Annotated in this window: 13 protein-coding genes; 12 read left to right on the top strand and 1 reads right to left on the bottom strand. The window is 59.5% G+C overall.

Translation table 11 applies throughout. The features are described from left to right. Positions 1-61: 61 nt before the first annotated feature. Complete coding sequence (locus tag HYN24_RS10140; RefSeq protein ID WP_117610312.1) at positions 62-1,288, bottom strand: IS256 family transposase; 1,227 nt, start codon at positions 1,286-1,288, stop codon at positions 62-64. A gap of 374 nt (positions 1,289-1,662) precedes the next feature. Here HYN24_RS10140 and HYN24_RS10135 point away from each other — a divergent pair, with 374 nt between their 5' ends. The 12 genes from HYN24_RS10135 (at position 1,663) to HYN24_RS10080 (ending at position 14,376) form a co-directional block, all read left to right on the top strand. Next, a complete protein-coding gene (locus HYN24_RS10135; RefSeq protein WP_117609138.1) occupies positions 1,663-3,594 on the top strand; it encodes a bifunctional 3-phosphoshikimate 1-carboxyvinyltransferase/cytidylate kinase in 1,932 nt (643 codons plus the stop codon). A 92-nt stretch (positions 3,595-3,686) separates the two neighbouring features. After that, positions 3,687-5,366 carry a 30S ribosomal protein S1 gene (gene rpsA / locus HYN24_RS10130; RefSeq protein WP_117609137.1) on the top strand — a complete coding sequence of 560 codons (1,680 nt, stop codon included), beginning with the start codon at positions 3,687-3,689 and terminating at the stop codon, positions 5,364-5,366. A 12-nt stretch (positions 5,367-5,378) separates the two neighbouring features. Then, positions 5,379-5,663 (top strand): integration host factor subunit beta, encoded by a 285-nt coding sequence (locus HYN24_RS10125; RefSeq protein ID WP_117609136.1) that lies wholly within the window; start codon positions 5,379-5,381, stop codon positions 5,661-5,663. A 70-nt stretch (positions 5,664-5,733) separates the two neighbouring features. Further along, positions 5,734-6,015: a lipopolysaccharide assembly LapA domain-containing protein gene (locus tag HYN24_RS10120; protein WP_162888696.1), complete on the top strand. Its 282-nt coding sequence runs from the start codon at positions 5,734-5,736 to the stop codon at positions 6,013-6,015. Continuing rightward, positions 6,012-7,184, top strand: a complete 1,173-nt coding sequence (gene lapB, locus HYN24_RS10115; RefSeq protein WP_117609134.1) for a lipopolysaccharide assembly protein LapB — start codon at positions 6,012-6,014, stop codon at positions 7,182-7,184. The genes HYN24_RS10120 and lapB overlap by 4 nt, the downstream gene beginning before the upstream one ends. Before the next feature lie 8 nt (positions 7,185-7,192). Beyond that, positions 7,193-8,512, top strand: a complete 1,320-nt coding sequence (locus HYN24_RS10110; protein ID WP_117609133.1) for a UDP-glucose/GDP-mannose dehydrogenase family protein — start codon at positions 7,193-7,195, stop codon at positions 8,510-8,512. A 3-nt stretch (positions 8,513-8,515) separates the two neighbouring features. Then, positions 8,516-9,451, top strand: a complete 936-nt coding sequence (gene rfaE1, locus HYN24_RS10105; protein ID WP_117609132.1) for a D-glycero-beta-D-manno-heptose-7-phosphate kinase — start codon at positions 8,516-8,518, stop codon at positions 9,449-9,451. 17 nt (positions 9,452-9,468) lie between these two features. Then, positions 9,469-10,467 carry an ADP-glyceromanno-heptose 6-epimerase gene (gene rfaD / locus HYN24_RS10100; RefSeq protein ID WP_117609131.1) on the top strand — a complete coding sequence of 333 codons (999 nt, stop codon included), beginning with the start codon at positions 9,469-9,471 and terminating at the stop codon, positions 10,465-10,467. Continuing rightward, on the top strand, positions 10,460-11,359 hold the full coding sequence (gene cysM / locus HYN24_RS10095) for a cysteine synthase CysM (protein WP_117609130.1): 900 nt from the start codon (positions 10,460-10,462) through the stop codon (positions 11,357-11,359). Before rfaD ends, cysM begins: the two co-directional genes overlap by 8 nt. Next, positions 11,356-12,141, top strand: a complete 786-nt coding sequence (locus HYN24_RS10090; RefSeq protein WP_117609129.1) for a 3'-5' exonuclease — start codon at positions 11,356-11,358, stop codon at positions 12,139-12,141. The genes cysM and HYN24_RS10090 overlap by 4 nt, the downstream gene beginning before the upstream one ends. A gap of 60 nt (positions 12,142-12,201) precedes the next feature. Continuing rightward, positions 12,202-12,750 (top strand): inorganic diphosphatase, encoded by a 549-nt coding sequence (ppa, locus tag HYN24_RS10085; protein ID WP_117609128.1) that lies wholly within the window; start codon positions 12,202-12,204, stop codon positions 12,748-12,750. Positions 12,751-12,759: 9 nt separating this feature from the next. Beyond that, entirely contained in the window at positions 12,760-14,376 is a 1,617-nt protein-coding gene (locus HYN24_RS10080; RefSeq protein WP_117609127.1) for an NAD+ synthase, read from the top strand. The last annotated feature ends 20 nt before the right edge of the window (positions 14,377-14,396 follow it).

Raw genomic sequence — 14,396 nt, 5'->3', positions numbered from 1 at the left:
GCTTCCCGGTAGCGCCATGTGGATTGGGCGTGTCCGGAATTTTGTGTAAACGGGGTTTGAGTTAAACGTTATTCATCCGGTCTTCGAACTGGATAGTAAATCGGGTCAGTGCTGCTTTCCAATCGCGAATGGGCATGGTCCATTTCTGGCTGATGTTGCGGAGTGCCAGATAGAAGAGTTTCATCAGCGCCTCATCGCTCGGAAAGGAGCCCCGGTTCTTGGTGATTTTCCGCAGGCTCATGTTCACTGATTCAATCGCATTGGTCGTGTAGATGACTTTCCGGATCTCCGGCGGGTAGTCAAAGAACGGCGTTATGCGCGGCCAGTTCCGGCGCCAGGACTGGCTGATGGGCAGGTAGGCATCGTCCCATTTGCCCTCAAACTCTCCGAGCATCTGTTCTGCTTCGTCGGCGGTGGCACAGCTGTATATCCGTTTGAGGTCAGCAGCAACATCTTTACGCATCTTCCAGGAAACGTAGTTCAGGCTGTGCCGGACCATATGGACGATGCACAGTTGAACGGCTGCATGGGGATAGACGGCCTCGATGGCTTCCGGAAAGCCCTTCAACCCATCGACGCAGGCAATGAAGATATCCTGGACGCCACGATTCTTGAGTTCGGTGACCACCTGCAGCCAGAACTTGGCGCCTTCCGTCTGGGCGATCCACAGACCGAGAACTTCCTTCTCGCCCGCCATGTTGAGTCCGATGGCCAGATACACGGCTTTGACGCGCACACTGCCATCCCTGACTTTGACGTGAATGCAGTCCAGATAGACGATCGGGTACAGCGCATCCAGTGGTCGTGATTGCCAGGCCTTAGCCTCTTCAATGACCGCATCGGTGACTGACGAAATCAGGGTGGGCGACACCTCCGTGCCGTACATCTCTTCCAGATGCGACTGGATTTCACGGACCGTCATGCCACGGGCGTATAGCGACAGAATCTTGTCGTCAAAGCCTGTCCAGCGGGTCTGGTGCTTTGGGATTAGCTGCGGCTCGAAAGTGCCTTGGCGGTCGCGGGGAACCTCTATCGGCAATGCCCCGAACTCCCCTTTCAGCGTCTTCTTACTCTTGCCATTACGGGTATTGCCGGCGGTGTTCTCCACCGGCTCATTCTTGCCGTGGCCGAGATGATCAGCCATCTCAACTTCCAGCGCCTTCTCAACCAGCAGCTTGGTGAGTTGCTTGAGCAACCCATTCTCACCAATCAGGTCTTCCGGCTTCCGGTAATCAGCCAACAGGCTATCCAGCAACTCTTTGGGTACTGCTTTCTTTCCTACGGTCATCATCGCTCCTGGCAATGTGGCAGTTTCCTGCCGGGTGACCGTTTACACAAAAATTCTTACACGCTCATTACTGGGCTCGCCCAGTCCATGCGCGTGAACGCCACATTCCATGGCCATCATCACGAACACAAAAATTATGCTGAACACGCCCCTGAGCTAGGCTTTCAGGCCTATAGCGTCGGGTTCATGGCGATTATGGACGAGTGCGGTGGGCAGCTTCGGGCTGGGGAATTTGAGCGGGCAGCGTAAAAATGGATAAGCCTTAAAGCATAGCCCTCTCGTCAAATCTAAATAACGCATTTATGTCCATCGGGCATGTCAGTCCGGAGCATCGGGCGGGTAGAATTTCGTCCTTTGCTGTTTTCGGATAGACCATGGAATTCCTCGACCTGCCCCAACTCGTTTCCGCCGCCGGCACCGTCCGCCTGCCCGGTTCGAAAAGCATCTCCAACCGCGTTTTGCTCCTCGCCGCCCTGGCCGAAGGCGAAACAGAAGTCCGCGATCTGCTGGCCTCCGACGATACCGAGCGCATGCTCGATGCGCTCAAGGCGCTGGGTGTCGGTGTCAGCCATCTGGGTGGCGAAAACTGGCTGATCAAGGGTTGTGCCGGGCGTTTCCCGGTCAAGCAGGCTGAGTTGTTCCTGGGCAATGCCGGTACCGCTTTCCGGCCGCTCACGGCGGCGCTGGCGCTGGCCGGTGGCGACTACATCCTGAAGGGTGTCGCCCGCATGCACGAGCGGCCGATTGGTGATCTGGTTGATGGCTTGCGGCAACTGGGGGCGGATGTCACCTATCTGGGCAATGACGGCTACCCGCCGCTGCATCTCAAACCGGCGACGATTGCGCCGGGCGTTGCAGTCAAGGTGCGCGGCGATGTGTCGAGCCAGTTCCTGACTGGCCTCCTGATGGCCTTGCCGCTGACCGGTGAGGCGGCAACCGTTGAGGTGGTTGGCGAACTGATATCCAAGCCCTACATCGAAATTACGTTGGCCATCATGGCGCGGTTTGGTGTCATCGTTGAACGCGATGGCTGGCAGCGTTTCACGGTGCCGGCGGGCAGCTGTTACGTTTCACCGGGTACTGTGTATGTCGAAGGGGATGCCTCGTCGGCCTCTTATTTCCTTGCGCTGGGCGCCATTGGTGGCGGGCCGGTGCGGGTTGAAGGGGTGGGGCGCGATTCGATCCAGGGCGATGTGAAGTTTGCCGAGGCACTCGCCAAAATGGGCGCTGAAATCGACATGGGGCCGAACTGGATGGCGGCGCGGGCGCCCAAATCCGGGCTGGTCGCGGTTGATCTAGATTGCAACCATATTCCCGATGCGGCGATGACGCTGGCGACGACGGCCTTGTTCGCCAAGGGTACGACCACGTTGCGCAATATCGCCAGCTGGCGCGTTAAGGAAACCGACCGCATTGCCGCGATGGCGACTGAATTACGCAAGCTCGGCGCGCTGGTCGAGGAGGGAGAGGATTTCATCCGAGTCACCCCAGCGGCGCTCAACTCGGCAGCCATCGATACCTATGACGATCACCGCATGGCCATGTGCTTCTCGCTGGCGGCTTTTGGGACACCGCTGCGTATCAACGATCCGAAGTGCGTGGCCAAGACTTTCCCCGATTACTTCGAGCGTTTCGCTGCAGCCACCAAGGCGGCGCCGGTCATTGCCATCGATGGCCCGTCGGCTTCCGGCAAGGGTACCGTGGCGGGGCGGGTGGCCGCGGCCCTTGGCTATGCCTATCTCGATTCCGGCGCGCTCTATCGCCTGACCGCGCTGGCGGCTCAGCGGGCCGGCGTGGCCTGGGATGACGAGGCCGGGGTGGCGGCTATTGCCGCCGTGCTTGATGTCGAATTTTCCGGCGAGGAAATCCGCCTGGGCGGGGCTGTGGTGGGCGATGCCATCCGCACCGAAGAAATGTCGGCTGGGGCTTCGAAGGTTGCCGTCCTGCCGGCGGTTCGCGATGCCCTGCTGTTCCGCCAGCGGGCCTTCAACCAGCGGCCCGGACTGGTCGGCGATGGACGCGATATGGGTTCGGTCGTCTTTCCCCATGCCACGCTTAAGGTCTTTCTCACGGCAAGTGCCGAGGCGCGCGCCGAACGTCGTTATAAGCAGTTGATCGACAAAGGATTATCTGCTAATCTCCCCGACCTTCTGGCCGACTTGGTGCAACGTGACGAGCGCGATTCGCAGCGCAGCGTCGCCCCGCTTCGTCAGGAAGCCGATGCCAAGCGGCTCGACACCACGCATCTCACCATCGAACAGGCGGTGAACCAGGTGCTGGCATGGAGTCGTGAAGTGTCGTTGTAAGGTGTTGCCGGCCATCCTGGCCGGTAATTTGTTTTAACCCTAACCCGCTGTGGATTTCACGATTCGCGGCAACATGAAAGTTCTCTCCGTCAATGGAATCTTTTGCTCAACTATTTGAAGAATCCCTGGCTCGCCAGGAAATGCGTCAAGGCGAAGTCATCACTGCTGAAGTGGTGCTCATCGATCACAACTTCGTTGTGGTCAATGCCGGCCTGAAATCGGAATCTTATGTTCCGCTCGAAGAATTCCTGAATGATCAGGGCGAACTCGAAGTGGCCGTGGGCGATTTCGTCCAGGTCGCCATCGAAATGCTGGAAGACGGCTACGGCGCCACGCGCCTGTCCCGCGATCGCGCCAAGCGCATCGCCGCCTGGAACTTCCTGGAAGAAGCCCTGAACAACAACTCCCTGGTTACCGGCACCATCACCGGTAAGGTCAAGGGCGGCCTGACCGTCATGTCCAATGGCGTCCGCGCCTTCCTGCCGGGTTCCCTCGTCGACATGCGTCCGGTCAAGGACACCACGCCGTACGAAGGCAAGACCATGGAGTTCAAGGTCATCAAGCTTGACCGCAAGCGCAATAACGTCGTGATGTCCCGCCGTGCCGTGCTCGAAGCCACCGCTGACAAAGATCGCGAAAAGCTCCTCGAGAACCTCAAGGAAGGCACCACCGTCAAGGGTATCGTCAAGAACATCACCGATTACGGTGCGTTCGTCGACCTCGGCGGCATCGATGGCCTGCTGCACATCACCGACCTGGCCTGGCGCCGCGTCCGTCACCCGAGCGAAGTGCTCAATGTTGGTGACGAAGTTACCGCCAAGATCCTCAAGTTCGACGCCGAGAAGAACCGCGTCTCGCTGGGCATGAAGCAACTGGGCGACGATCCGTGGGTTGGTATTGCCCGCCGTTACCCGGCTGGTACCCGCCTCTTCGGCAAGGTCACCAACCTGACCGACTACGGTTCTTTCGTCGAAATCGAACAAGGCATCGAAGGCCTGGTTCACGTTTCCGAAATGGACTGGACCAACAAGAACGTTCACCCGTCCAAGGTTGTCCAGCTCGGCGACGAAGTCGAAGTCATGATCCTCGAAATCGACGAAGAGCGTCGTCGTATCTCCCTCGGCATGAAGCAGTGTCAAGCCAATCCGTGGGACGATTTCGCGATGAACCACAAGAAGGGCGACAAGGTTAAGGGCGCTATCAAGTCGATCACCGACTTCGGCATCTTCATCGGCCTGCCGGGTGGTATCGATGGTCTGGTTCACCTGTCCGACCTGTCCTGGTCTGCGACCGGCGAAGAAGCCATCCGCAACTTCAAGAAGGGCGACGAAGTTGAGGCGCTGGTCCTCGGCATCGACGTCGAGAAGGAGCGTATCTCCCTCGGTATCAAGCAGATGGAAGGTGACCCGTACACCAACTTCATCGCCACCCACGAAAAGAACAGCATCGTGAACTGCACCGTCAAGACGGTTGACGCTCGCGGCGCCGTGCTGACGCTGGATGGTGAGAACGAAGGTTACCTGCGCGCTTCCGAATTCTCACGTGATCGTATCGACGACCTGTCGCAACACCTCAAGGTGGGGGATACCGTTGAAGCCATGATCATCAACGTGGATCGCAAGACCCGTGGTATCAACCTGTCCATCAAGGCCAAGGACAATGCCGAACAGCACGAAGCCATGCAGAAACTGTCTGCTGAATCTTCCGCCGCTGCTTCTGGCACGACCAACCTGGGTGCCCTTCTCAAGGCCAAGCTCAACCAGCAAGGCTGATAGGCAAAAAGCATGACCAAATCCGAGCTCATCGCCCGGCTGGCGGAGAGGTTTCCGCAGCTGGTGGCGAAAGATGCTGATTTTGCGGTCAAGATGATTCTCGATGCGATGTCCGAAGCACTTGTGCGAGGAGATCGTATCGAGATCCGCGGATTCGGCAGCTTTGCGCTCAACTATCGGCCACCGCGTACTGGCCGTAACCCCAAATCAGGGGAAAAGGTTGGCGTCCCGGCCAAATGGGTTCCCCATTTCAAGGCTGGAAAAGAATTGCGCGAAAGGGTTGATCAGGCGATCTGAAGCCGGGCTTGGCCCGATGTGGTAGATTCAGGGCAGTGAATGATTTCACTGCCCTTTTTCATTGAATCTCATGACAGCACTAACCTGGGCCGTACGGGCCATTATTTTTGTTTTCCTGGTGGTCTTTGCCACCCAGAACACCGATCCGGTAAGCCTGCGTCTGCTTCCCGGAACCATCTGGCAGGCACCGCTGATCATCGCCTTGCTGGCCTTTCTGGTGGGCGGCGTGATCCTTGGCGCACTCTCGTTGCTCGGCACCATTTTTCGTCAACGACGTGAAATTACGCGCCTGAAGCGCGAGGCTGCACACAGGCCTGCTTCGTCCACTCCTCTAGTGCCGCCGCCTGCATGAACGATTTATTCGAATACTGGCAGTTACTGCTCATCCCGGTCTTCTTTGCCTTCGGCTGGATCGCCGCCCGCGTTGACATGCAGCAGGTCGTGCATGAGTCGCGTACCTTGCCGCGGTCCTATTTTCAGGGCTTGAACTTCCTGCTCAACGAGCAGCCGGACAAGGCCATCGACTCCTTTCTCGAAGTCGCCAAGGTCGATTCGCAGACCGTCGAACTGCATTTTGCTTTGGGCAACCTGTTTCGCCGGCGTGGTGAAACCGAGCGGGCCATCCGCATGCACCAGAACCTCATCGACCTGCCCGATCTTGACGACAAGGTCCGCCTGCAGGCGCTCTCCGAGTTGGGGCAGGACTATCTCAAGGCAGGCTTGCTCGACCGCGCCGAAGAAATTTTCAACAAGCTGCTGGGCAGCGCCTTTGAAGAAGAGGCCAAGCGCAATCTGCTGGAAATCTACCAGGTCGAGAAGGAATGGCTGAAGGCCGTTGAAATCGCCCGTGAACTGCCGGATGTCGCCTCGCATCGTGACATCGCCGAGTATTACTGCGAGCTGGCAGCCAACGAAATCATGCGTTCGCGTCCCGATACGGCGCGTGAATATCTCGATATCGCCACCCAGGAAAACCGCAAGTGCGTGCGCGCCAGCCTTCTCCAGGGCGATTTGCTTTTGCAGGAAGGCGACCTCAAGGCCGCCATCGAGGCCTGGCAACGCATCGAGCAGCAGGACCCGGCCTACCTCGCGCTGGTCGCCCAGCGCCTGCTGGAGACCTACCGCAAACTGGAGCGCCCGGCCGAAGGCATCGCGTTGTTGAGCGGCTATCTTGAACGTTATCCGTCGCTCGATCTGCTCGAGGTCGTCTATCAGCTGGTTCTCGAAAACGAGGGCGTCGAAGCAGCCTACCGTCTGGTCCGCGCCGAGTTGCAGCGCAATCCGACCCTGCTTGGCCTGGAAAAGCTGATGAGTGCCCGGCTGCCCCTGGTGGCGCCGGAGGTGCGGGCCGATGTCGAACTGGCCAAGACCATCATCCAGGGCTATACCAAGCGTTTGTCCCGTTATCGATGCGATAATTGCGGTTTCAAGGCCCGCCAGTTCTACTGGCGCTGTCCGGCCTGTGGTGGCTGGGAAACCTACCCGCCGCGGCGCGGCGAAGAATTCGATCAATCCTTGTAGGAAGTCTTATGAAAATTACCGTTGTCGGGACTGGCTATGTCGGTCTGGTCAGTGGCACCTGTCTGGCGGAAGTCGGCAACGATGTTCTCTGCCTGGACGTTGACCCCGAGAAGATTCGCATTCTGGAAGAGGGCGGTATTCCGATTTTCGAACCGGGTCTGCAGGAAATGGTCCGCCGCAATGTCGCCGCCGGCCGCCTGCACTTCACCACCGACGTCGAAAAGGCCGTGCAGCACGGCACCATCCAGTTCATCGCGGTCGGTACGCCGCCCGACGAAGACGGCTCGGCCGACCTTCAGTACGTGCTCGGCGCGGCGCGCAACATCGGCCGCCTGATGACCGACTACAAGGTTGTTGTCGACAAGAGCACGGTGCCGGTCGGCACCGGGGCCAAGGTCAAGGCGGCGATTGCCGACGAGTTGGCCAAGCGGGGTGTGAGCATTCCCTACAGCGTCGTCTCCAATCCGGAATTCCTCAAGGAAGGTGCAGCCGTCGAAGACTTCATGCGGCCGGATCGCATCGTTGTCGGGGCTGAAGAAGAGCAGGCAATCCACCTCATGCGCGCCCTCTACGCGCCCTTCCAGCGCAACCACGAACGCCTCATCATCACCGACGTGAAGAGCGCCGAGCTGACCAAGTACGCTGCAAACGCCATGCTGGCGACGCGCATCAGCTTCATGAACGAACTCGCCAATCTGGCCGAAGTGCTCGGTGCCGACATCGAGATGGTGCGTCAGGGCATCGGCTCTGATCCGCGTATCGGCTATCACTTCCTCTACCCCGGCTGCGGCTACGGTGGCTCCTGCTTCCCCAAGGACGTCAAGGCGCTGATCGCCACGGCCAAGGACGATGCCGGCATCAGCCTCAAGGTGCTGACCGCCGTCGAGGAGGCCAACGATGCCCAGAAACACGTGTTGACCGGCAAGCTCAAGGGCCGTTTCGGCGATCTCAAGGGCAAGCATTTTGCGCTTTGGGGCCTGGCCTTCAAGCCGAATACCGACGACATGCGCGAAGCACCCAGCCGCGAGTTGATTGCCGACTTGTTTGCGGCTGGTGCCACGGTGACGGCTTATGATCCGGTCGCCATGCATGAAACGCAGCGCATTTTCGGTGACGACAGCCGTCTGAAATACGCCGAAAGCCCGATGGGCGCCCTGACCGAGGCCGATGCCTTGCTCATCGTCACTGAATGGAAGGAATTCCGTAGTCCGGATTTCGAGGCCATCAAGGCGACCCTGAAGAACCCGGTGATTTTCGACGGTCGCAACCTGTACGACCCGAAATTCGTGCGGGCATCCGGCATCGAATATTTCGCCATTGGTCGCTGATCCATGAACGGCAGCGTGCTCGAAAAGATTTCGCAGGTCCGCCTGCTCGTGGTCGGCGACGTCATGCTCGACCGTTACTGGTTTGGCGAAGTCAGCCGCATCTCGCCGGAAGCCCCGGTGCCGGTGGTCAAGGTCCAGCGCATGGAAGAGCGTCTCGGCGGGGCGGCTAACGTTGCGCGCAATGCCGCATCGCTCGGTGCCGTGTCGGCCTTACTCTCGGTGGTGGGTGACGACGAGGCGGGCCGTACGCTGGGCCGTCTGCTCGAAGAAGGTCAGATTGACGCCAGTCTGCATGTCGATCGCGAGATCGATACGACGGTCAAACTGCGCGTCATCGGCCGACAGCAACAGTTGCTGCGCATTGATTTCGAAACGACGCCGTCGCACGAAATCCTGCAGGCCAAGCTGGCCGATTTTGAAACCCGTGTCGTCCAGTCCGATGTGGTTGTCCTCTCCGACTACGGCAAGGGCGGCCTGACCCATATCGCCGAGATGATCCGTATCGCCCGTGCCCACGACAAGCCGGTCCTGGTCGACCCCAAGGGTGACGAATGGGGCAAGTACGCCGGGGCCACGGTGATCACGCCGAACCGCTCGGAATTGAAAGAGGTGGTTGGACGCTGGTCCTCGGACGATGAACTGGCCGCCAAGGCGCGCAAGTTGCGTGGTGAACTTGGCCTGGAGGCCCTGCTGGTGACGCGCAGCGAAGAGGGGATGACCCTGTTTGCTGATGAAACCCATCATCAGCCGGCGCTGGCCCGTGAGGTCTTTGATGTCTCCGGGGCCGGTGATACGGTGATCGCCACACTGGCCGTCATGATCGCGGCTGGTGCCGACTGGGCGGAGGCCATTCGTGTCGCCAACATCGCGGCCGGTATCGTCGTTGGCAAACTTGGTACTGCCGTTGTCAGTCGCGAAGAACTCGCGGCCGCCCTCTAAGCCTGTAAGGAATAGCCATGTACACAGTCGTTACCGGCGCTGCCGGTTTCATCGGTTCCAATATCGTCAAGGCACTCAATGAGCGGGGCGTAACCAAGATCATCGCCGTCGACAACCTGACCAAGGCCGACAAGTTCAACAACCTGATCGACTGCGAAATCGCCGATTACATCGACAAGCACGACTTCATCGCGCGCATCCAGGCCGGTCATTTTGATGGCGAGGTCGAGGCGATTTTCCATGAAGGTGCCTGTTCCGACACCATGGAAACCGATGGCCGCTACATGATGGAGAACAACTACCGATACTCCACCATCCTGCTCGACTGGTGCCTTGATCAGGATGTCCAGTTCCTCTACGCCTCGAGTGCGGCGACCTATGGCGCCAGCAGCGTGTTCAAGGAGGAGCGCCAGTTCGAAGGGCCGCTCAACGTCTATGGTTACTCGAAGTTCCTCTTCGATCAGGTCGTCCGTCAGCGCCTGGCACAGAACCCGTCCTCGCAGATCGTCGGCTTCCGCTACTTCAACGTCTATGGCCCGCGTGAAACGCACAAGGGACGCATGGCCTCGGTCGCCTTCCACAACTTCAACCAGTTCCGCGCCGACGGCAAGGTCAAGCTCTTCGAGGGCTCGCACGGTTACGAAAACGGTGGCCAGATGCGCGATTTCGTCTTTGTCGGCGATGTCGCCAAGGTCAATCTGTATTTCCTTGATAATCCCGAGAAGTCGGGCATCTTCAATCTTGGCTCCGGCCGCGCCCAGAGCTTCAACGATGTCGCCGTCGCCGCTGCCAATGGCTGCCGTCAGGCCAAGGGTGATGCGCCGCTTACCCTGGCGGAACTTCGGGCACAGGGCTTGCTCGAATACGTCGCCTTCCCCGAGGCCCTGAAGGGTAAGTATCAGGCGTTTACCCAGGCCGATCTGACGCGCCTGCGCGATGCCGGCTACCTTGCCCCGATGGCGACGGTCGAAGAGGGCGTCTCCCAATATATCGAGTGGCTCAATCGCAATGTATAAAACCCTGCAGGATTTTGTCGGAAACACCCCGCTGGTACGTCTGGTCCGCATTCCGGGTGCCGATAACGAGCGGCGCAACAACGTCATTCTCGCCAAGCTCGAAGGCAATAATCCGGCCGGTTCGGTCAAGGATCGTCCGGCCCTGTCGATGATCGTCCATGCCGAAGCGCGCGGTGACATCAAGCCGGGCGACACGCTGATTGAGGCGACTTCGGGCAACACCGGTATCGCCCTGGCCATGGCGGCAGCCATCAAGGGTTACAAAATGATCCTGGTGATGCCCGAGAATCAGAGCATCGAGCGCCGTCAGAGCATGCGCGCCTATGGGGCCGAACTCGTGCTGACGCCCAAGGATGGCGGTATGGAACTGTGCCGTGACGTCGCCGAGAAGATGCGCGACGAAGGCAAGGGCATCATTCTCGACCAGTTTGGCAATCCCGATAATCCGCTCGCCCACATCGAAGGCACCGGCCCGGAAATCTGGCGCGACACTGAGGGCAGGATCACCCACTTCGTGTCGAGCATGGGGACCACCGGCACCATCATGGGGACCTCGGCCTATCTCAAGACGCAGAACCCGGCCATCCAGATCGTCGGCTGTCAGCCGGAAGACGGCAGCCAGATTCCCGGCATCCGCAAGTGGCCGGAGGCCTACCTGCCGAAAATTTTCGACCGAAGCCGGGTCGACCGCGTCGAAAACGTCAGCCAGTCCGATGCCGAAGCCATGACGCGCCGGCTGGCGATGGAAGAGGGCATCTTTGCCGGCATTTCCTCGGGCGGGGCGCTGGCCGTTGCGTTGCGCCTGTCGCAGGAACTCGAGAATGCGGTGATCGTTACCATCGTCTGCGACCGTGGTGACCGCTACCTGTCGACCGGCGTTTTCCCGGCATGAAACCGGTTCTCGTTTTCGATATCGAAACCATCCCCGATGTGGCCGGCCTGCGCCGCCTCAACGATCTGCCGGCCGGCCTTTCCGACGATGAAGTCGCCGAGCTTGCCTTTCAGCAGCGGCGTGCCAAGACGGGCAATGATTTCCTCCAGCTGCACTTGCAGCGCATCGTCACCATCTCCTGCGTTCTGCGTACCAGTGAGGGGCTGAAGGTCTGGTCGTTGTCCGAGCCGGACCTTGATGAAGGCACCATCATCCAGCGTTTTTTTGACGGCATCGAGAAATTCACGCCGCAGATCGTCTCGTGGAACGGCAGCGGTTTCGATCTGCCGGTGCTGCATTATCGCGGCATGCTGCACGGCGTCGCGGCGCCGCGCTATTGGGATCTGGGCGACGGCGACTACGCCGATTCGCGCGATTTCAAGTGGAACAACTACATCAGCCGCTACCACATGCGCCATCTTGACCTGATGGACCTGCTCGGCCTCTACAACGCTCGCGCCAATGCGCCGCTCGACGATCTAGCCAAGCTCTACGGTTTTCCCGGCAAGCTCGGCATGGATGGCGGCAAGGTCTGGGAAGCCTGGCAGGCCGGCAAGAGCGCCGAGATTCGCGACTATTGCGAGACGGACGTGATCAATACCTATCTCGTCTATAACCGCTTCCGCCGCATGCGCGGCGAACTGACGGCGGCCGAAGAGGTCGCCGAGGGCGAGTTCATCAAGGCGCAGCTGGCTCGCATCGGTGCGCCCCACTGGCAGGAGTTTCTCGCTGCCTGGTCGTAAATATGCGCCGTCACGACGGTATAATTACAAGTTCTCAAACCCAATCGCAGAGAGATAACGATGGCTCTAAATAACGTTCCTTCCGGCAAGTCCCTGCCCGACGATTTCAACGTCATCATCGAAATCACGGCCCATTCCGAACCCGTCAAATACGAAGTCGACAAGGAAAGCGGCGCGATTTTCGTCGACCGTTTCATGTCGACCTCCATGCATTACCCCTGCAACTACGGCTACATCCCGCACACCATCGCCGGTGACGGTGATCCGGTCGACGTGCTGGTGGTCAGCCCCTTCTCCCTGCCGCCCGGCGTTGTCGTCCGTTGCCGCCCGCTCGGCCAGCTGTCGATGACCGACGAAGGTGGTGAAGATGCCAAGCTGCTGGCCGTTCCGGTCGACAAGCTGACCCCGCTCTACAAGGACGTCAAGACCTTCGAAGACATGCCGGAACTGCTGCGCAAGCAGATCGCGCACTTCTTCGAGCACTACAAGGATCTCGAGCCGGGCAAGTGGGTCAAGGTCAACGGTTGGGAAGGCATCGACGCTGCCCGCAACGAAATCATGACCGGCATCCAGCGTTATAACGACGCGAAAGAAAAGCCGAACTACTAAGTTAGTCTCATGCTGCGTATCGCCGTTGCCCAGTTCAATGCCACCGTCGGTGACCTGACGGGCAACGTCGAACGCATCATCCAGTGCGCCGTTGCGGCGAAAGCCCGCGGCGCCCAAGTGCTGCTGACCCCGGAGTTGGCCCTGTGTGGCTACCCGCCGGAAGATCTCCTGCTGCGCCCGGATTTCTACCGGGCCAGCCGTCGTGCACTTGACGACCTGGCCACCCGGGTCGACGGCATTGCTGTCGTTGTCGGCCATCCGGAAGAACACGAAGGACGCTGCTACAACGCAGCAACGGTCATTGAAAATGGCCGGAAAATTGCGGTTTACCGCAAGATGCGCCTGCCCAATTACGAAGTCTTCGATGAACGGCGCTATTTCGAGCCGGGCACCGAGGCCTGTGTCGTTACCCTCGGTGGTGTGCGCTGCGGCATCAATATCTGCGCCGACATCTGGGAAGCCGGTGCGGCCGAACTGGCCCATAAGGCGGGGGCCGAGTTGCTACTCGTCCTCAATGCCTCGCCCTGCCATCTGGAAAAACATCAGCAACGCGTTCATGTGCTCGGCCAGCGTATCGAGGCAACGGGCATTCCCGCCATTTACTGCAATCTGGTCGGCGGTCAGGATGAACTGGTTTTCGATGGGGCTTCCTTTGCCTTGGATGCCCGCAAGAATTGCTGCATGCGCCTGCCGCAGTTCGACGAAGCGCTCGGCATTGTCGATTTCGCTGACGGCAAGTTGCAGTCCGAACAAATGGCCGACGAACTCTCGCTCGAAGCCGAAGCGTATAAGGCGCTGGTACTCGGCGTCCGTGACTACATCGGTAAGACCGGCTTCAAGGGCGCCATCATCGGCCTTTCCGGTGGTATCGACTCGGCCTTGACGCTGTGCGTTGCCGTCGATGCCCTGGGAGCCGACAAGGTTCGGGCGGTGATGATGCCCTCGCCCTACACGGCGCAGATGAGCCTCGATGATTCGCGTGAAATGATCCGCGTCCTCGGCGTGCGCTACGACGAAATTGCCATCGCGCCAGCCATGGACGTCTATGGCACCATGCTTGATCCCTTGTTCACCGGCTTGCCGGCCGATACAACGGAAGAGAACATCCAGGCGCGTATTCGCGGCAACATTCTGATGGCCATCTCCAACAAGACCGGCGCAATGGTCCTGACCACCGGCAACAAGTCTGAAATGGCGGTTGGCTATTGCACCCTGTATGGTGACATGGCGGGTGGCTTTGCCGTCATCAAGGATGTCTACAAGACGCTGGTCTATCGCCTCTCGGTTTATCGCAACACCCTGTGTCAGGGCGATCCGGTCATCCCGGAAAACATCATCGTGCGGCCGCCCTCGGCCGAGTTGAAGCCCGACCAGACCGACCAGGATTCGCTGCCGCCCTACGAAGTGCTCGACGCCATCGTTCGCGCCTACATGGAAGAAGACCGCAGCCCGCGCGAGATCATTGCTGCCGGCTTGCCTGAAGAGGCCGTGCGCCGCGTTGTTCGCCTGCTCCGTATCGCCGAATACAAGCGCCGTCAGGCCCCGATCGGCATTCGCATCACGCCGCGTGGTTTTGGCAAGGATTGGCGGTATCCTATTACCAATCGATATTCCGACGAATTTTAAGAACCTGTAGAGAGGAATCA

It is taken from the genome of Dechloromonas sp. HYN0024, assembly GCF_003441615.1.
GTDB lineage: Bacteria > Pseudomonadota > Gammaproteobacteria > Burkholderiales > Rhodocyclaceae > Azonexus.
This window is presented reverse-complemented; position numbering and strand designations above follow the sequence as displayed.

What these genes read in the sequence shown, in the direction of transcription:
- HYN24_RS10140 (WP_117610312.1), bottom strand. Translation starts at nt 1,288, where the DNA reads ATGACCGTAGGAAAGAAAGCAGTACCCAAAGAGTTGCTGGATAGCCTG.
- HYN24_RS10135 (WP_117609138.1), top strand. Translation starts at nt 1,663, where the DNA reads ATGGAATTCCTCGACCTGCCCCAACTCGTTTCCGCCGCCGGCACCGTC.
- rpsA (WP_117609137.1), top strand. Translation starts at nt 3,687, where the DNA reads ATGGAATCTTTTGCTCAACTATTTGAAGAATCCCTGGCTCGCCAGGAA.
- HYN24_RS10125 (WP_117609136.1), top strand. Translation starts at nt 5,379, where the DNA reads ATGACCAAATCCGAGCTCATCGCCCGGCTGGCGGAGAGGTTTCCGCAG.
- HYN24_RS10120 (WP_162888696.1), top strand. Translation starts at nt 5,734, where the DNA reads ATGACAGCACTAACCTGGGCCGTACGGGCCATTATTTTTGTTTTCCTG.
- lapB (WP_117609134.1), top strand. Translation starts at nt 6,012, where the DNA reads ATGAACGATTTATTCGAATACTGGCAGTTACTGCTCATCCCGGTCTTC.
- HYN24_RS10110 (WP_117609133.1), top strand. Translation starts at nt 7,193, where the DNA reads ATGAAAATTACCGTTGTCGGGACTGGCTATGTCGGTCTGGTCAGTGGC.
- rfaE1 (WP_117609132.1), top strand. Translation starts at nt 8,516, where the DNA reads ATGAACGGCAGCGTGCTCGAAAAGATTTCGCAGGTCCGCCTGCTCGTG.
- rfaD (WP_117609131.1), top strand. Translation starts at nt 9,469, where the DNA reads ATGTACACAGTCGTTACCGGCGCTGCCGGTTTCATCGGTTCCAATATC.
- cysM (WP_117609130.1), top strand. Translation starts at nt 10,460, where the DNA reads ATGTATAAAACCCTGCAGGATTTTGTCGGAAACACCCCGCTGGTACGT.
- HYN24_RS10090 (WP_117609129.1), top strand. Translation starts at nt 11,356, where the DNA reads ATGAAACCGGTTCTCGTTTTCGATATCGAAACCATCCCCGATGTGGCC.
- ppa (WP_117609128.1), top strand. Translation starts at nt 12,202, where the DNA reads ATGGCTCTAAATAACGTTCCTTCCGGCAAGTCCCTGCCCGACGATTTC.
- HYN24_RS10080 (WP_117609127.1), top strand. Translation starts at nt 12,760, where the DNA reads ATGCTGCGTATCGCCGTTGCCCAGTTCAATGCCACCGTCGGTGACCTG.